Raw genomic sequence first — 15,902 nt, forward strand, 5'->3', positions numbered from 1 at the left:
CAGGGGCCGTCTTCGGTGAGGGTTTGTTTCAGGGCGAGGGACAGTTCTTCGGTGTTCTCAGCCCGGAGGACCTTCAGGTCAACGGATTCGGCGAAGCGTCCGAGGTCGATGGTGACGGCCTGGGTGGGGATGGAAGCGGTGGAGGCGTAAACACCGTTGTCGAGCAGGATGATGACGAGGTTTTCGGGGGCGAGGTAGCCGGCGGTGATGGCTGAGCCGGGGTTCATCAGCAAGGACCCGTCGCCTTCGATGACGACGGCCCGGGTGACGGGGGTGTTTTTGATGGCTTGGGCGATGCCGGCGCCGACGGAGATGGCCAGGCCCATGGCGTCCAGGAGGTAGAGGTGGTTGGGGCGGTCAGCGACTGCGGCCAGTTCGCGGGAGGTCGCTGCGCAGGTCGCGATCACAGGAACGTCCGGGGTGGTCTCAACAATGGCCCGGAGGGCTTCGATGCGTTTCATGCTTTTGCCTTTGCGTCTTTGGGGTCGAAGAATTCCATCAGGACCACGACGGGTCGGTAGGTCATGCGGGCGTGGTTGCCGGCTTCAGCGACGGTCGCGCCCCAGTCCTGGGCCGTGTTGCGTCGGTCTACCTGGAACACGGGGATGTTGGTGGAGGCCAGCAGGGCGGGGACGGGTGCGGAGATGGTGTGGATCATGGAGTTGTACTCGCCGAGCCCGCCGCGGGTGTTCGCCACGATCAGCAACGGCAAGTGGTAGGACACGGCGAAGGTGGTGAGTGCGGTCAGGGCGTTGCCGAAGCCGTTGTCCTGCATGATGATGACCCCGAATTTCCCGGCGAACGGGTAGGCGCCGACGACGCCGATGGCTTCTTCTTCGCGGGAGACGGGGTAGACCAGGGGCAGGTCGCCGTTGGTTTGGGCGTTCAGGACGCCGTTGATGATCGGGGCGATGGACGCGGAGGGGACGTACGCGACGCCGTCGGGGGCCAGGCGCACGATCGCGTCCACCACTTCGCTGTGGCGGTCCTGGGTAATAGTCGTAGTCATAGGTGGTCAGGCTCCCTTGGGGTGTGGTGTGGTCAGGGTCTGGACGATGCGTCGCAGGCCTTCGGTGAGGTCATCGATGTGGCAGGCGTAAGAGATCCGGATGGAGTGGGTACCACCATCGGGGTCGAACGCGGTCCCCGGAACGACGGCGAAGATCTTTCAGGCCGGCTTTGCGGCGTCCCTGGAATTGGTGCGCGTCATTAGCGCGTCGGCGCCCGAGTAGCGGAGCGCTGCGTCGGCGATGAAATGCTGGTCATTTCTTTGCTTCCAGAAATTCAAGCCCTTTATACGTCGCTGGCATGTTGGCCCACGCGCTGTGCAGGCCTTCCTGTCCGCCGTCAATATGGGCGACGATTTGGCGAGCCAGATGTTCGGCATCACCCTCGCGGAGGGCATCGACAATTTCGTGGTGTTCGCACTGAACCCGCCCCAGTGCGCGGGTTGAGTGCACGTAAAACCGGGAATAGGGCTCGAGCTGGTGGTAAAGCCGGGAAATTACCTCATATCTGAGGGGCAAATTTGCCAGGCGATACGTGTCCAAGTGGAAGGCGAAATTGATGCGCGACCATGCGTCGCTACCGATCGAGTCAATGTCGTCCATGCTTTCGACCATCCCGGCGAGACGAATAATGTCTGCCCGTGAACAGTTCTCCACCACATGCGCCGCGAAACTCGGCTCGACGAGTCGGCGAAGATCGTAGATCTCATCCACTCTGGCCAGATCCAGAGCAGTCACGAACGTGCCGTTGTAGGAGTCGTTGGTAAGTAGGCCCTCTGCGATCAGTGTCCTCATCGCTTCTCTGAGTGGGATCCTGCTGACGCCGAACCTATCCGCGAGTTCATCTTGGAGGAGACGCTGCCCGGGTCGGTAGACCCCCTCGGCAACAGCGACGCGGATGGAGTCAGCGATGCTGTCGGGAGTCGGTCGCAGGGATTTCGACTTCGGCGTTGAACTGTTCATATACAACGTATACACTGCATAAACGAGGTGTGGCAAGTGTCACAGTGCTGGAAATATTTTGGAAATCTTCCAGACACCTCGTGGACCAGACGCCAGCCAATCCGATGCTGGAAAGCCTTCAGAGGACGATGGGTTTCTTCCAACTACGTCGTGATCTACACCGTGAAGCAGCACAACCGAAAGCAGCACCCATCATGAACACCACCCAACAAATCGATAGAGACGCAGCCGTGACCGCTCGTAACCGAATCGACGTGTTGATCGCCGCGCTTTTTGACGACGATTCGTTCTTGCCTCTCGGCGGCATGCCCGCCGAACCCGGGAGGGAAACCGAGACACCAATTGCCGGTGTAGGTCAGGTCCACGGTAAATCTGTGGCATTTGCTGCCGCACCGACGCAAACGGACGCTCAACGACGGGCTTTCGACGGCATCCTCGACCAAGCTCAGAGAACAGGATGCCCCCTTGTCCTGGTAAGCACCTTTCCAAATGGGGACGAATCACCCGCAGTTATGGCCCCACCGATGACCGGTACAGCCCGACTTGTCCAGCTCTCCGGTCTCGTCCCCATCATCGCAATCGAAATCGGCGAAGGCTCAATAACCGGCAAGCTGGTCAGCGCACTGGCTGACTTCACAGTTCAGATAGCGTCAAAGGACGGATGGAACAGTTCTTACACCACTGACCACGTAGAGGACGGAGCGGCATGGGTTCGGGATCTACTGGACCTCCTCCCCCGGAATAACTGCGAATTCGCTGCCCCGACCGAACAAGACGAGCCAGATCCGTCGTCGACTTTGTCCGGCATAGTACCGGACAACCCTGCCGAGCCTTATGACGTTATGCAGATAGTCAGTGCCCTCTCCAACAACGCGCCCCTGGTCATCGACGGCGAGGGTCCCGCCCTGGTCACCGCGTTCGTTACCATCGGTGGACTAACCGTGAGCGTTGTGGCGAATCAGCCTGCCCACCGAGGTGGGCTGCTCGGCCCCGACGAAGCGCGGAAAGCTTCACGATTCATAAGGTTCTGCGACGCTTTCAACCTCCCCCTCCTGTTTCTCATAGACACACCCGGCCCATCGGAGCAAGGAACACTGGACTACGCTCCGTACGCACAACTTGTACACGCGACTGCTGCGGCGTCCGTTCCCATCGCATCGGTGCTTCTGCATCGGGCGCATGGCCTGCCAACCAATGTTTTCGGCGCCAAGGCACTGGGCGCGGATGTAGTCCTTGCCTGGCCAACGGCTACCCTCGCCCCCGCGGGGCTACACCGGCTCGTAAGCGTTGATCAGCCAGAAGAAATCGACGACACGAGCCGTGCTGACGCCTTGGAACAATTCCGCCGTAAGGCGGCTGACATGGACAGGGCGTTGACCGATGGGTTCATCGACCAGGTAGTAACCCCCGATGAAACGCCCTGGTTGTTGGCGCGCTGGTTCCTGATCCTGGAAAGCAAGCGCAAGCAGGGCCCGGCGAAAAAGCACGGGAACCTTCCGCTATGACAAGCTCCGGACCCAACCAAATTCAGATATCAGGCAATCCCGACGAACACGAACTCGCTGCCCTGATTGCCCTTCTGCCTTACCTCCGACACGATTCCCTCGGACCCAGCACTGACACACGCCGAAACCTACGTCCCGGATCCTGGACTGGGCCTGGCTGGAGTCGAGCAAGCCGAGGCCTTTCCGGTTGGAAGATCACTACTCTGACACTGAAACACTCCATAAGGACCTAACCACGATGACCACGATTGCAGATCCAAGCCAGCACAAAACTGCGCTGCCCGGCAAAGTACTTATCGCCAACCGAGGCGAGATTGCCGTGCGCATCGCGCGAACCTGCGACGACCTAGGCATACGAACCGTCGGAATCTACTCCACGGAGGACCGCGACGCCCTACACGTCCGAAGCGTCGACGAGGCGTTCGCCTTGGAAGGTACGGCTCCCTCAGAGACCTACCTCGACATCGACCAGATCATCGGAATCGCCCTGCGCTCCGGCGCGGACAGCGTGCACCCTGGTTACGGATTTCTGGCAGAGTCGGCCGAGCTGGCAGATGCCGTCATTAATAGCGGGCTTGTCTGGATTGGGCCTCCCCCCAGTGCTATCCGAATGTTGGGTGACAAGGTTCAAGCCAGGCATCTGGCCATGAAAGTCGGTGCCCCACTGGCACCTGGAACGCCCAGCCCTGTTGAAGGTGTGGCCGAAGTAGAAGACTTCGTTCGGGAACACGGACTTCCGATCGCTATCAAAGCAGCCTTCGGCGGAGGCGGGCGTGGCCTAAAAGTCGTCCGCGAAGCGTCGGAAATCCAAACGGGATTCGATTCCGCTGTTCGAGAAGCGACAGTCGCTTTCGGCCGGGGCGAATGTTTCGTTGAGAAGTTCCTGGACCGGCCCCGCCACATCGAAACCCAATGCCTGGCCGACATGCACGGAAACGTCATTGTCGTTTCCACTCGTGACTGCAGTCTTCAACGCCGCCACCAAAAACTGGTTGAGGAAGCGCCCGCACCCGACCTGACATCAAAACAAATTGACCAAGTTACTCAAGCAAGTACAGACATCCTTCGGGAAGCCGGCTACGTGGGGGCCGGGACCTGCGAGTTCCTCATCGCGGACAACGTCATCTCGTTCCTCGAGGTCAACACACGCATTCAAGTGGAGCATCCCGTGACTGAGGAAGTGACGGGCTTGGACCTCATCCACCAGATGCTCCTCATCGCCATGGGCGCATCACTGCCCGACACTGCGCCCGAGCCGCGAGGATGTTCGCTGGAATTCAGAATCAACGCCGAGAACGTCGGGGCCGGCTTCACCCCCTCCCCGGGCCGGATAACGAAGATGGCTTGGCCGGCAGGTCCCGGAATCCGGGTCGATGCAGGATTCGACGGCGAGTCGGACATTCCACAGATTTATGATTCCCTCATCGCAAAACTCATCGTGACGGCACCCACGCGCGAGATGGCCGTTCGAAGGGCCCGGCGCGCCCTTGAAGGCACAGTCATCGAAGGCATACCCACAACCCTGGATTTCCATCGACAAGTCATCAATGAAGAGATATTCACCTCTGCCGAACCCTACGCGGTCTACACAGGCTGGATCGACACCGAGTTTCAGTACAAGGGACCGGACCGGACATCCGTTAGTGTGACAACGGACCCGACAAACCTGGAAACTCTCACTGTCGAGGTCGATGGCCGCCGGCTCTCTGTCCGCTTCCCGAAACCAGCTGCGCAACCCGGGGGGCCACACGAAACAAACCGCAACGCGTCAATCCGCGCCAAGAAGAACAACGCCAATCTACCTGTCGACGTCCCTGGCGGCATTATTGTTCCGATGACCGGAACCGTCGTGAAGGTCCTCTGCAATGAAGGCCAGGAAGTGATGGCAGGCGAGCCGGTCATAGTCCTCGAAGCGATGAAAATGGAACAGTCACTCAACGCACCCGTCCACGGCATAGTCCGCAACCTGACCCATACCGCCGGCGACAAGGTCGCTGCCGGAGACTTGGCCTACGTGCTGGAACCCAGCTGAAATCTTTAAGCACATCGCTTGCTGACAGCGAGTGGACCCTGACCGCCAAACCCAACCGCATTAAGGACAGTTATGTACTCTCCCTCGATTCCGACTCAGGTGCCTGTGTCCGTGGCCCTCTCCGGCTTTGGTCCCGTGGGCAGTCGGTTTGTCGAGCTGACCCGAGCGAAGCAGTACCAAGGGCTACTTAACGTCGCGGCAATCCGTGGTCACACTTCGGAAATACACCTTCCGCCCTCCGCTGACGTACTGGACCGCAGTCTGTGGGGTCCGCTGTTGCCTCCAGCGGAGTCTTTCCGAAAAAGTCGGGCATCCATACTCGTCCAGGCAATCCCGTCGTCGCTGGATGCGCACCAGCGCGCGGTTGAGGAGGCTGTGACAGCACTCAACAACGGCATCGACGTTGTTACCGCGACCAAGAGCCATCTAATCACCCACTGGCGGGAACTTCAGGCGGCGGCATCGTCCGGAGGCAGTCGGATCCGCATCTCGGGCGCTACCGGCGCGGCGTTGCCGACCGCCGACCTGGCCAGGGTGGCCCTGACCGGCTTGGACTGCGAGGCGATCAGAGCGTGTCCGAACGGAACATCAACGTTCGTACTGGATCAGATTTCCCAGGGAAACACCTTGGAAGAGGCGATCATTGAAGCGCAAAGGCGCGGAATAGCTGAATCGGAAACCCAATCAGATCTCTCAGGATCCGATTCGGCGACGAAGGTTCGGCTCATCGCCGGGCTTCTGTGGGGATGGGACGTGACGCGCATCAACGTTGAAACGGAGGCCATCGACCGGCGAACAGCTGCCAAGGTCGAGGCCGCGGCTCGGCAGGATGGTCGACTCCGAGCAGTTGCGACAGCCTCAGTGGACCAACCAATGCTGGTGACGGTCAAGTTGGAACAGGTGGAACCTGCTGACCCGCTGTTCCACATCACTGGACCCGAAAAGGCCATGGTCTTCCGCTGCCCCAGCGCCGGTGACATTACTGTCCAGGGTGGGCGCTCCAGCCCATCTGGGGCCGCGCTGGCGATGCTCAAAGATGTTCTCAACCTCATCAATAGCAATCCGACGGGATTTCGTTAAGGATGGTGCGCTAACGGCCGAGGACCGTTCAGGAGGACCGCAACGGCAGGCCGAGTTAGTTCCCGTTCAGCGTCGAGATGTCGATGACGAACCTGTACCGAACATCCGAGTCAAGCACCCGTTCGAAGGCCCCGTTGATCTCACTTGCCGTGATGACTTCAATGTCCGAGCCGATGCCATGCTCGGCGCAGAAGTCGAGCATCTCTTGGGTCTCGGGAATGCCTCCGATGATCGAGCCTGCGTAGGATTTTCGGCCCCGCAGCAGCGAAAACACATCCAGTGACAGTGGCTCGGCCGGGGCGCCCAAGTTAACGAGCGCTCCATCAAGGGCCAGCGTCGAGAGGTAGGCATCGACATCGATCGGGGCACTGACCGTATTCAGGATCAGTTCGAACGAACCCCGCAGGCGGGCAAAGGTTTCCGGGTCACTCGTGGCGTGGAAATGATCCGCGCCAAGGCGCAGGCCGTCATCTCTCTTGGCCAGGCTCTGGGACAACACGGTGACTTCGGCGCCCATCGCATGGGCGATCTTGACTGCCATGTGCCCCAAGCCACCAAGGCCGACGACGGCGATCTTGCTGCCCGGACCTACCTTCCAGTGCCTCAGCGGCGAGAACGTGGTGACCCCCGCACATAGCAAGGGAGCAGCGACATCAAGCGGCAGCGTGTCAGGGATCTTGAGGACGTAGTCCTCGGAGGCGACAATGTGGGTTGAATACCCTCCTTGGGTCATCTCACCATAGCGATCCGTCACCCCGTAGGTGGCGGTGTTCCCCGCAAGGCAGTACTGCTCCTGTCCCTTGAGGCAGTTTGCGCACGCCCGACAGGAGTCGACCAGACAACCGATCCCCACGCGGTCGCCAACGGCATGTTTGGTCACCGCTGCACCCACCTTTGTGACCACGCCGGCGATTTCATGGCCCGGAACCAGCGGGTACTGCTTTTCGCCCCAATCGCCTCTGACGGAATGGATGTCCGTGTGACAGATGCCGGCGTAGGCGATTTCAATTAGGACGTCATCAGGTTCCAGTTCGCGCCGATTAATGGTGTGTGGCTCGAGGGGGCGGGAGGCTGATGTCGCGGCAATCGCGTTGACTGCGATCATGGAGAGTCCTTTCGGCACGTGGATGGAGAGAGGATGGGCCTGAGGTCTAGCTCTTACCGTGCCGCCCGGGTGGAAACCCTATCGCTGATGGCGAGCAGGTCGTAGGTGCTTTTCGCCTGCGCCAGCGCTGCCTTGATCCAGTGGTAATGGACGCCGATCATGATCCGCGGTGCGTCATTCTCCAAGGCGAAGACTTGCTCGGCTTCGGTCCATGCCGGGAAGAGCCATGACTTGCCGGCGGCCTTGAATGCATCCACGCAACGGATGATGTCCTCCCAGTCCTCCTCGGACTGGGAGTACTCGCGCCCACTGGTGATGGCTAGATCGCTCGTACCGATCTGGAAGCCATCCACGGTGGGCAGAGCTGCAATCTTCTCGATGTCACGCACGGCCGAAGGGTGCTCAACGAGGGGGAAACACAAGGTGCGTTCGTTGATCTCAGCAGTCTGGGCCCGCGACCAGCCCTCGTAGTTAAAGACTCGTCCACCGGCGAGGCTCCTGTCGCCCAGAAGCGGGTATTTGGCGTGCGCGGTAATGCGGGCTGCATGATCGACGTCCTCGATGTGGGGAATGATGACACCGTCCGATCCGAAGTCGAGGGCCTGCTGAATGGGGGCTTGGGAAGGGCCGAGAACCTTCGTGAAGACCTCCAGGCCGAGTCCTTTCAGTACTGGTATGTACGCCTCCAGGGTTGCGAGGTCAAACATGCCGTGTTCTGCGTCGAGGACTACGAAGTCGAAGCCGAGTGAGGCCACGATTTCGGCCATCGGTACGCTGTCGTCAGTGAGCCAGAAGCCGGTTTTTGACGGTGCCATGGGGGTTCCTTTCGCAGTGCCAGCAAGTACGCGTGGCGTATACGTAGAGAATACACGGCAGGGTTCATGGCGAAAAGATCCAAAAAATTTTCGTCACATGCTAGACGCACACTCCATGTATACATAGGATCTGAATCACACTCAGTTTTGTCTGAGCCGTTCAAAGCATCCCTGAAGGAAGCAGATCATCATGCGCATCAGCATCGGCCAGCTCGCCCCGGGCACCGATAAGACCGCCAACCTGGCGGCCATTGCCGAGCAAGCGGCCAAGGCCGCCGCAGAAGGCGCGGCCCTCGTCGTTTTCCCGGAAATGGCCATGTTCTTCAAACACGGACTGGACGAAGCCTTCGCCGCGAACGCCGAGCCCGTCCCGGGACCGTTCACGACGGCCCTGGACGAGATCGCGAAGAAGTCCCGCATCGCGATCGTGGCAGGAATCCTGGAGACAGTTCCAGGTGATGCCCGCCCAGCAAACACGCTGTACACCACCTCCAGCGAGGGTGAGGCAATTGCCACCTACCGCAAGGTGCACCTCTACGATGCTTTTGGCCTCAGGGAATCAGACGTCATCTGCCCGGCTCCTAACGTTGAGCCTGTCGTGTTCGAGCTGGACGGTCTGAATTTTGGCTTGCTGACGTGTTACGACCTCCGCTTCCCGGAAAGCGCCCGGGTGCTCGTTGACCGCGGGGCCGACGTCTTGATCCTCCCCAGCGCCTGGACGCCCGGAGTCAGAAAAGAGAACCACTGGGAAACCCTCGTCCGAGCCCGCGCGATTGAGAATACCGGCTATGTGATCGCCGCCAACCAAGCACCACCGCTGTCGACTGGAGGAAGCCTGGCTGTGGATCCGATGGGCATCGTCCTGGCAGAGCTTGGCGAGCAGACCGGAGTTGCAACTGTCGAAGTCACCAAAAAACGTGTCGATGCTGTGCGCTGCGTCAATCCCTGCTTGGTAAACCGCCGCTTCCGGGTTGAACCCGTCGCCGTTGCCGCGACCATCTGAAAGGCGTCATCCATGTACCGAATTGGCCCCACTCCCCCGCCACTGTCGGCTGAGCTGATCGAGCGAGCCAAACAGATTGAGCCGGCAACCATTGGCCACTATCTCAACAAGGGCTTTGCCCCGGGCGTTCTTCCACTGACCCATGCCAAGACGGTTGTCGGCACGGCATTTACGGTCAGACTTGCTGATATGGACTGCACTGCAATGCACTATGCCGCCGACCTGGTCGAGCCTGGTCACGTCGTCGTGGTGGACATGGGCACAGACCTGGACCGCGCCTCCGTCGGAGCCATGGCCTCCTTTGCTCTGGCCCACCGGAGAGTCGCCGGCATCGTCATCGACGGGGCCGCCACCGACATCAAGGACCTCGAAGCGACAGGGCTTCCCATTTTCGCGCGTGGCCTCAGCGCAATGACAACTCGTATCCGGGGCATTGAGGGCGACATCAACCTCCCCATCAACTTCGGTGACTCCGTCGTCGCTCCCGGCCAACTGGTCATGGGCGACGAGAACGGCCTTGTCTTCGTTGACCCCCTGGAATTCGATGAGCTCTACGACAACCTCAGCTCAGCTCAGGAGATGGAACCGGCCGTCCGTCAAAAGATTCTCGACGGCGTGAAGTTCTCAGAAATCTTCGGTGCGGCGGAGCACATCCGACGCACTTCGATCACAATCCCCTAACCCCTCCCCCACCCCATAAAGAAGGACCTTCGATGAAATACACCACCAAGGGCTTGACCTCCCTGGCAATCGGCTTTGGCATGATTGCTGCAATGTCAGGATGTTCCGGTGGCGCGTCCGCTGCTGACAGCGTCCAGAGCGCTATGAGCAGCACCAAGTATGACTGCAGCAACCCCAACACGGACACGAAAAGCAGCGTTTCCCTCACCGCTATGCCGCTCGTAAGCAACGGCGCCATTTACGCTGGCATCGACCAGGGTTTCTTTGCCAAACACGGAATAACGATTGACATCAGCACGGTTTCATCCTTGCCGGCCACCATTTCAGCGGTCCAGGGGGGCACAACGGACATGGCATTCGCTGGCAACATTTCGCTCTTCCAAGCGCTGGATAAGAATATTGATCTGAACATCGTTGCCCCGTTCGCGGGTATGGCGCCCAAGTACTGGGACAAGATGCAGGCAGGCGAGGCGGGCTACACACGCGAAATTACGGCGCTTATGATTGCACCGGACAGCCAGTTCAAATCTCCTGGCGACCTCAACGGAAAAACTGTCGCCGTTGGCGACGCGCAGGGACAGGGGGAGCTGACTCTTCGCAGTGTAATCAAAGAACATGGCGGGGATCCCTCGTCGGTCAAGTACGTCGTGATGTCATCAGCTGATGCAGCTAATGCTCTGATGGCAGGCAAAGTGGACGCCGCAATGACCACGGAACCGGCGATGGTCAAGGCTGAACAGGCTGGTTACAAGATCCTGTCCTGGCCCGTTGTCGAGACGCTTAAGGAAGGCCCGACGTCCTCCATTGTGGCCTCAGCGGATTACATCAAGAAGAATCCCGAAACGGTAGCCCGTTTCAACTGTGGCATTCGTGAAGCTAACGCATATGCCAACGACCATCATGACGTGATCCGCAACCGGATCGCGCAGGAACAGAAGGTTGATCCGGCCACCTTAGCCAAAGCAGTCGTGCCCTACTTTTACACCACCATGGATGTAAAGGGTCTGGAACGGTTCGCCAGCGTTACCAAGTCCTTTGGCTTCATCAAGAAAGACATTGACATGAACGTTTTGGTGATCCCTCAGGCAAAGCAAGGCTAGAAGCTCAGGAAAAAGCGACGCTGCGGCCAACCTCCATAAGAGGAAGGCCGCAGCGTCGTCGTATGAGCGCCGGTCGGGAACTATTTGGAAGTCGCTGAAGACGTACCCACGAGACCGTTGTTTGGAAACGCGCGGATGTCGGACATAGACAGGCGCAGATGCTCGGAAAGTGCCGCGATGGCCGCGTCCTTGTCCTTACTCTCAAGGGCGTCAAAGATCGCGTGGTGCTGTGCGGAGACGGTCTTCCGGAACTCCGGAGAGCGCAGCCACCCCGCCCTGGAAATGGACGCAAACTGGCTGGTTCGCCATAGGGACTCGAAAAACTCGATGGTCGCCTGATTGCCAAGAGTCTGGACGAGAGCGGAGTGGAAGGCGTGGTCAGCCGCCAAATACTGGAGGATAACGTCGTCTGAGCTGAAGTCTTCCAGTTCATCCATAATCCGCAAGTTCCGGAGCATTTCCTCCGGAACTACACCAACCGAGGTGCAGAGCTCGGATGCGGCGTGTGATTCAACCATGTAACGGGCATTGAAAGAGTCGTAGAGATCTGCGGCATTCAGGACCCTAACCTGGGCACCGCGCCGCGGCACACGTGTCAGAAACCGCTCACCCTCCAACCGGTTGAACGCTTCGCGCGCTGGCGTCCGGGAGACGCCCGTTGCCTCGCAGACGGTTTCCTCTTCGATGAAAGACCCGCCGGGCAGCGTTCCATCCAGAATTCTCTGTCGCAACCATTCATAGGCCTTGTCAACAGCACTCGGCTTCATGTGTCCGCTCCTTGAGGAAATGCGATACCAACGACGTTGAACCCGCCCGCAGGTGCGACGAGGCTGCCTGACGAGCGCGGTCGAGGGGTAATCATACCCACTCTCAAGAACTATTGTTGCACAGCTCGAATACGCTTTACATGGACGAAATGTGAAAGTAACATGGATCACGTACACTCCATGTATACATAAGAATCAAAGGTGAATCTTGTGATAGAGACCACATGCTTGTTCAACGGAAAGGTGGTCCGTGTGAGTAAAGCACCGATCTCAAATGCGGTCGGCGGTTCCAGCGTTCGTCTGGTCCCCGCAACACCGTCCCATAGCCCGACTCTGACCAGCGCGGCACACCGCGCTTAACTGAGGCAGGAAAATACTTTGAAAAGCACTAGAAAACGAACTTCCGCGGTCCTCGGCGGTCTTGCCGGCGCGGTCATCTGGGTGACCCTTTGGCAGATCGCGACCACCGTGGGGCCCCTTAAGGGAATGTCAGGAATTCCAACGGCATCGGCCGCTTTTGACCAGGCATTCAGTCTTGCTGGGCAGCCCAGATTTTGGTCGGCTGTCCTTGAGACGCTCACTATGGCACTGACCGGCCTGGCCATTGCTCTGGCCATCGGCATCATCGTGGGCGTTATCACTGGCTTGAGCAAGGGAGCCAATGATGCCCTTGACCCCATGATCCAGTTCCTCCGTCCGTTGCCGGCCGTGGTCATTCTGCCGTTGGTCCTGCTGATCTTTGGGCCAACAAGGGATCTGGGCATCTTCCTGGCCGCGTTTGGCGCCGCGTGGCCCATTCTCGTGCAGGTTCAGGTGGGTGTGCGGGACGTCGATCCCGTAGCCCTTGACACCGCAAGATCAATGTCCCTGTCGTGGAGGAAGACCCAAACCGCGGTCGTCCTCCCCAGCGCGCTCCCTTACATCTCAACCGGTGTGCGCATCGCTGCCAGTGCCGCACTTCTGCTCTCCATCGGCGCCGGGCTGCTGGCCGGCTCGCCGGGACTCGGGAAGCTCATCCTGATCGCCCAAGAGGCAGCACAAGCCGACGTCGCCTTTGGGCTGATCGTCTGGAGCGGCCTGATCGGTACCGCATTCGCCATTGTTCTTTCCCTGGCCGAGAAGTCACTTATTCACGGCCGTCGCACAGTTGAGGTGACAGCATGAAAGTTTTGCGCAAGGTTGGTATTGGCCTGATTGTCCCGATCATCGTCGTGGTGGCGTACACCTTGTGGACCACCAGCACACCGAACCCATTCTTTCCGCCACCGAATGAGATCGCAGCTCAATTCCAAGCACTCTGGCTCTTTGACCGATTCCTCTCGGACGTGGTTCCAAGCCTCACGAATCTCGTTGTCGGATACGTCCTGGCTTCGGTGCTCGGAATCGCCGCGGGCCTGGCTATTGGACGCATCAAGCTCCTCCGCCTGCTGGTGTCGCCGTTGCTCGACTTTGGTCGCTCTGTCCCTGCGATCATGCTTATTCCGCCGCTGGTTCTGGTTCTCGGCATTGGGGACGAAGCAAAGATAGCCATCATCACCTTGGGTGCTTTCTTCCCTATCGTGGTCTCCACCATCGATGGGTTGGGTCAGACCGATCCCGCGCTCATTGATGTGACCCGCTCCATGCAGCTTTCGCGGTGGCGTGAGCTGCAGGTCGCGTGGATCCCGTCCGCAGCACCTTCTATTGCTGGCGGCATGCAGACCGGCCTCCAGTTCGCATTGGTGCTCATGGTTGCCAGCGAGATGCTGGCTGCGGTCCGCGGTCTAGGCTATCTCACGATGCAGGCACAGCTCACTTTTGATTCCGCCAGTGTCTGGGCAGGCATCGTCCTGCTGGCCATCATCGGATTCCTCGCGAACGCCCTCTTCGTCGCTATCCGGGACCGCGTGCTCTTGTGGCACGTTGCCATGCGGGCTGCTACCCGCAGCCGCTGAGACCACATCACACGCCTCCATCATCTTGAAAGAGACATTGCCATGAAAACCACCCAACCTGTCCGCCTGTCGATCTCATCATTGTCGAAAACATACGGCCAAGGCCCGATGGCAAATGAGGTCCTCAAGGACATCAACTTCGACGTACACGTTGGAGAGTTCGTCTGCCTGGTGGGCCCATCCGGCGCCGGGAAAACGACTCTCCTGCGTTGCTTGACCAGCCTCATGCCCTCCACCAAGGGTGACGTCCTTCTGGACGGCCAGAAGCTTAACGGACCGAGCCCCAAAATCTCCATTGTTTTCCAGGAGTACACGCGTTCGCTCATGCCCTGGATGACGGCGGAAAAGAACGTGGCGCTTGCCCTCACGAATCAAAAGCTGCCCAAGGCCGAGGTCAAGCGCATGAGCCGCGAAGCCCTTGCCAGCGTTGGCCTAAAGGGCTCCGAAAACAAGTACCCGTGGCAGCTCTCCGGCGGCATGCAGCAGCGTGTGGCGATTGCCCGCGCACTCATCACCGAACCGGAAGTACTCGTCATGGACGAACCTTTCGCCTCCATTGACGCCCAGACGCGTTTGGAGTTGGAGGACCTCACGCTTGAACTGCAGCGCTCACGCCACATGACGGTGGTGCTGGTCACCCACGACATTGACGAAGCGGTCTACCTCTCTGACCGGATCGTCGTCCTCTCCAAGAACCCGGCGAGCGTACAGGAAATTGTCCACGTCGAACTTGGCGCGGAGCGGGATCAATTCACCACACGCGAAAGCCACCTCTTTGGTGAGCTGCGTTCGCACATCCTCGGCCTGATCCGCCAGTCCCAGGAACGAGCCAGGGCACAAGCTTGAACCTCCACTAAAAACTAGCTGTCCAATTGCCGGCCACTTTATAAGGACCAAATTCATGACTACGACTATTACCCAGGACCGCCACACCGAAGTGGTGGACGCGATCGTGCGCCTGGCCCCCGACGGCGTCGCGTACGTCCCCTCCGCGTCCATCGCCCCGATCATCAACGGCGTCCTCACCGCCCAAACCAACGGGGACCTGCCACTGGTCTACCCCGTCTCCCGCGAAGAAGAAGCCATCGGCGTCGTCGGCGCCTACCCGTTCGCCGGGAAATTCGGGGTCATCATCATGCAGGACAACGGCTTCGGCAACGCCCTGACCGCACTCACCACCTTCGCCGTGTCCTACCACCTGCCCCTGCTCATCGTGGCGAACACCCGCGGCGGGCTCGGCGAATACAACTCCATGATCCACACCATCTCCGCACCCGTCCCGGCACTGCTGGCCTCCACCAACATCCCCGTGTTCCAGGTCGACCGACGCAACACGGCCCAGGACTGGGGCGCGACCGTCGCCGAAGCCGGCAACCACGCCCGCATGACCTACAGACCCGTCGTGGTCCTGATGGAATTCTTCGACCCCAAAGACGCAAAGGCAAAAGCATGAAACGCATCGAAGCCCTCCAGGCCATTGTTGAAACCACCGCCGAGGTCCCCGTCATCGCGACCTGCGCAGCGACCTCCCGCGAACTGGCCTCCGTCGAAGACCGCGACAACCACCTCTACCTCCTGGACGCCATGGGCCTGGCCATCTCCGTCGGCACCGGCATCGCCCAAGCCATCAAAAACACCCCCATCCCCCGCGCCGTCGTCATCGAAGGCGACGGATCCCTCCTGATGAACCCCGGCTCAGCCATCACCGCCGGCTACCTCGCCCCCGAAAACCTCGTCATCATCCTCCTCGACAACGGCGTCTACGCCTCCACCGCTTCCATCCCCACCCAGGCCGTCACCATCGACCTCGGACGCTTCGCCGAATCCGTTGACCTGAAGGTCCTCCGGGCTGAGAACACCGAAGAACTGTCCCTCGCCCTGAAACAAACCCTCACCGAAGACGGCCCCTG

Annotated in this window: 17 protein-coding genes; 11 read left to right on the plus strand and 6 right to left on the minus strand. The window is 59.7% G+C overall.

Going from position 1 to position 15,902, the window contains the following annotated elements; genetic code table 11:
• The 3 genes from AC1DD5_RS25020 to AC1DD5_RS25030 all read right to left on the minus strand — a co-directional run.
• The coding region (locus AC1DD5_RS25020) for a thiamine pyrophosphate-dependent enzyme (RefSeq protein ID WP_477523029.1) at window positions 1-461 on the minus strand (461 nt) is incomplete at its 3' end.
• Window positions 458-1,009 (minus strand): thiamine pyrophosphate-binding protein, encoded by a 552-nt coding sequence (locus tag AC1DD5_RS25025; RefSeq protein WP_477523030.1) that lies wholly within the window; start codon window positions 1,007-1,009, stop codon window positions 458-460. The genes AC1DD5_RS25020 and AC1DD5_RS25025, both read right to left, overlap by 4 nt.
• Before the next feature lie 253 nt (window positions 1,010-1,262).
• Window positions 1,263-1,970 carry a GntR family transcriptional regulator gene (locus AC1DD5_RS25030; protein WP_477523031.1) on the minus strand — a complete coding sequence of 236 codons (708 nt, stop codon included), beginning with the start codon at window positions 1,968-1,970 and terminating at the stop codon, window positions 1,263-1,265.
• Between the two features lie 194 nt (window positions 1,971-2,164).
• Here AC1DD5_RS25030 and AC1DD5_RS25035 point away from each other — a divergent pair, with 194 nt between their 5' ends.
• From AC1DD5_RS25035 to AC1DD5_RS25045, 3 genes are all read left to right on the plus strand, one after another.
• Window positions 2,165-3,475, plus strand: a complete 1,311-nt coding sequence (locus tag AC1DD5_RS25035; RefSeq protein ID WP_477523032.1) for a carboxyl transferase domain-containing protein — start codon at window positions 2,165-2,167, stop codon at window positions 3,473-3,475.
• 238 nt (window positions 3,476-3,713) lie between these two features.
• Window positions 3,714-5,507: an acetyl/propionyl/methylcrotonyl-CoA carboxylase subunit alpha gene (locus AC1DD5_RS25040; RefSeq protein WP_477523033.1), complete on the plus strand. Its 1,794-nt coding sequence runs from the start codon at window positions 3,714-3,716 to the stop codon at window positions 5,505-5,507.
• A 72-nt stretch (window positions 5,508-5,579) separates the two neighbouring features.
• Window positions 5,580-6,587 (plus strand): hypothetical protein, encoded by a 1,008-nt coding sequence (locus AC1DD5_RS25045; protein ID WP_477523034.1) that lies wholly within the window; start codon window positions 5,580-5,582, stop codon window positions 6,585-6,587.
• 55 nt (window positions 6,588-6,642) lie between these two features.
• Here the strand turns inward: AC1DD5_RS25045 and AC1DD5_RS25050 are convergent, their stop codons facing one another.
• Both AC1DD5_RS25050 and AC1DD5_RS25055 read right to left on the minus strand, forming a co-directional pair.
• Complete coding sequence (locus AC1DD5_RS25050; RefSeq protein ID WP_477523035.1) at window positions 6,643-7,692, minus strand: NAD(P)-dependent alcohol dehydrogenase; 1,050 nt, start codon at window positions 7,690-7,692, stop codon at window positions 6,643-6,645.
• Between the two features lie 53 nt (window positions 7,693-7,745).
• Complete coding sequence (locus AC1DD5_RS25055; protein WP_477523036.1) at window positions 7,746-8,507, minus strand: HpcH/HpaI aldolase family protein; 762 nt, start codon at window positions 8,505-8,507, stop codon at window positions 7,746-7,748.
• A 190-nt stretch (window positions 8,508-8,697) separates the two neighbouring features.
• On the opposite strand from AC1DD5_RS25055, the gene AC1DD5_RS25060 reads away from it, so the two are divergent.
• Genes AC1DD5_RS25060 through AC1DD5_RS25070 form a run of 3 tightly spaced genes read left to right on the plus strand, consistent with a single transcriptional unit; the run spans window position 8,698 to window position 11,291 of the window.
• Window positions 8,698-9,510: a carbon-nitrogen hydrolase family protein gene (locus tag AC1DD5_RS25060; RefSeq protein WP_477523037.1), complete on the plus strand. Its 813-nt coding sequence runs from the start codon at window positions 8,698-8,700 to the stop codon at window positions 9,508-9,510.
• A gap of 12 nt (window positions 9,511-9,522) precedes the next feature.
• Complete coding sequence (locus tag AC1DD5_RS25065) at window positions 9,523-10,191, plus strand: RraA family protein (RefSeq protein WP_477523038.1); 669 nt, start codon at window positions 9,523-9,525, stop codon at window positions 10,189-10,191.
• Between the two features lie 32 nt (window positions 10,192-10,223).
• On the plus strand, window positions 10,224-11,291 hold the full coding sequence (locus tag AC1DD5_RS25070) for an ABC transporter substrate-binding protein (protein WP_477523039.1): 1,068 nt from the start codon (window positions 10,224-10,226) through the stop codon (window positions 11,289-11,291).
• An 80-nt stretch (window positions 11,292-11,371) separates the two neighbouring features.
• On the opposite strand, the gene AC1DD5_RS25075 is transcribed toward AC1DD5_RS25070, so the two are convergent.
• Window positions 11,372-12,058 (minus strand): GntR family transcriptional regulator, encoded by a 687-nt coding sequence (locus AC1DD5_RS25075; protein ID WP_477523040.1) that lies wholly within the window; start codon window positions 12,056-12,058, stop codon window positions 11,372-11,374.
• Window positions 12,059-12,436: 378 nt separating this feature from the next.
• Here AC1DD5_RS25075 and AC1DD5_RS25080 point away from each other — a divergent pair, with 378 nt between their 5' ends.
• From AC1DD5_RS25080 to AC1DD5_RS25100, 5 genes are all read left to right on the plus strand, one after another.
• The gene (locus AC1DD5_RS25080; protein WP_477523041.1) at window positions 12,437-13,222 is read left to right on the plus strand and encodes an ABC transporter permease; all 786 of its coding nucleotides are present in this window, start codon (window positions 12,437-12,439) and stop codon (window positions 13,220-13,222) included.
• Window positions 13,219-13,992: an ABC transporter permease gene (locus AC1DD5_RS25085; RefSeq protein WP_477523042.1), complete on the plus strand. Its 774-nt coding sequence runs from the start codon at window positions 13,219-13,221 to the stop codon at window positions 13,990-13,992. The genes AC1DD5_RS25080 and AC1DD5_RS25085 overlap by 4 nt, the downstream gene beginning before the upstream one ends.
• Window positions 13,993-14,034: 42 nt before the next feature.
• The gene (locus AC1DD5_RS25090; protein ID WP_477523043.1) at window positions 14,035-14,838 is read left to right on the plus strand and encodes an ABC transporter ATP-binding protein; all 804 of its coding nucleotides are present in this window, start codon (window positions 14,035-14,037) and stop codon (window positions 14,836-14,838) included.
• A 55-nt stretch (window positions 14,839-14,893) separates the two neighbouring features.
• Window positions 14,894-15,445 (plus strand): thiamine pyrophosphate-binding protein, encoded by a 552-nt coding sequence (locus AC1DD5_RS25095; RefSeq protein WP_431114740.1) that lies wholly within the window; start codon window positions 14,894-14,896, stop codon window positions 15,443-15,445.
• On the plus strand, window positions 15,442-15,902 hold a 461-nt coding region (locus AC1DD5_RS25100), incomplete at its 3' end, for a thiamine pyrophosphate-dependent enzyme (RefSeq protein ID WP_477523044.1). The genes AC1DD5_RS25095 and AC1DD5_RS25100, both read left to right, overlap by 4 nt.

Source organism: Paenarthrobacter sp. 10L420, from assembly GCF_056395385.1.

Bases quoted from the DNA above. Each gene is read 5' to 3' on its own strand.
- AC1DD5_RS25090 (WP_477523043.1), top strand. From the start codon at position 14,035: ATGAAAACCACCCAACCTGTCCGCCTGTCGATCTCATCATTGTCGAAA.
- AC1DD5_RS25030 (WP_477523031.1), bottom strand. From the start codon at position 1,970: ATGAACAGTTCAACGCCGAAGTCGAAATCCCTGCGACCGACTCCCGAC.
- AC1DD5_RS25025 (WP_477523030.1), bottom strand. From the start codon at position 1,009: ATGACTACGACTATTACCCAGGACCGCCACAGCGAAGTGGTGGACGCG.
- AC1DD5_RS25045 (WP_477523034.1), top strand. From the start codon at position 5,580: ATGTACTCTCCCTCGATTCCGACTCAGGTGCCTGTGTCCGTGGCCCTC.
- AC1DD5_RS25095 (WP_431114740.1), top strand. From the start codon at position 14,894: ATGACTACGACTATTACCCAGGACCGCCACACCGAAGTGGTGGACGCG.
- AC1DD5_RS25055 (WP_477523036.1), bottom strand. From the start codon at position 8,507: ATGGCACCGTCAAAAACCGGCTTCTGGCTCACTGACGACAGCGTACCG.
- AC1DD5_RS25065 (WP_477523038.1), top strand. From the start codon at position 9,523: ATGTACCGAATTGGCCCCACTCCCCCGCCACTGTCGGCTGAGCTGATC.
- AC1DD5_RS25075 (WP_477523040.1), bottom strand. From the start codon at position 12,058: ATGAAGCCGAGTGCTGTTGACAAGGCCTATGAATGGTTGCGACAGAGA.
- AC1DD5_RS25040 (WP_477523033.1), top strand. From the start codon at position 3,714: ATGACCACGATTGCAGATCCAAGCCAGCACAAAACTGCGCTGCCCGGC.
- AC1DD5_RS25060 (WP_477523037.1), top strand. From the start codon at position 8,698: ATGCGCATCAGCATCGGCCAGCTCGCCCCGGGCACCGATAAGACCGCC.
- AC1DD5_RS25050 (WP_477523035.1), bottom strand. From the start codon at position 7,692: ATGATCGCAGTCAACGCGATTGCCGCGACATCAGCCTCCCGCCCCCTC.
- AC1DD5_RS25035 (WP_477523032.1), top strand. From the start codon at position 2,165: ATGAACACCACCCAACAAATCGATAGAGACGCAGCCGTGACCGCTCGT.
- AC1DD5_RS25085 (WP_477523042.1), top strand. From the start codon at position 13,219: ATGAAAGTTTTGCGCAAGGTTGGTATTGGCCTGATTGTCCCGATCATC.
- AC1DD5_RS25070 (WP_477523039.1), top strand. From the start codon at position 10,224: ATGAAATACACCACCAAGGGCTTGACCTCCCTGGCAATCGGCTTTGGC.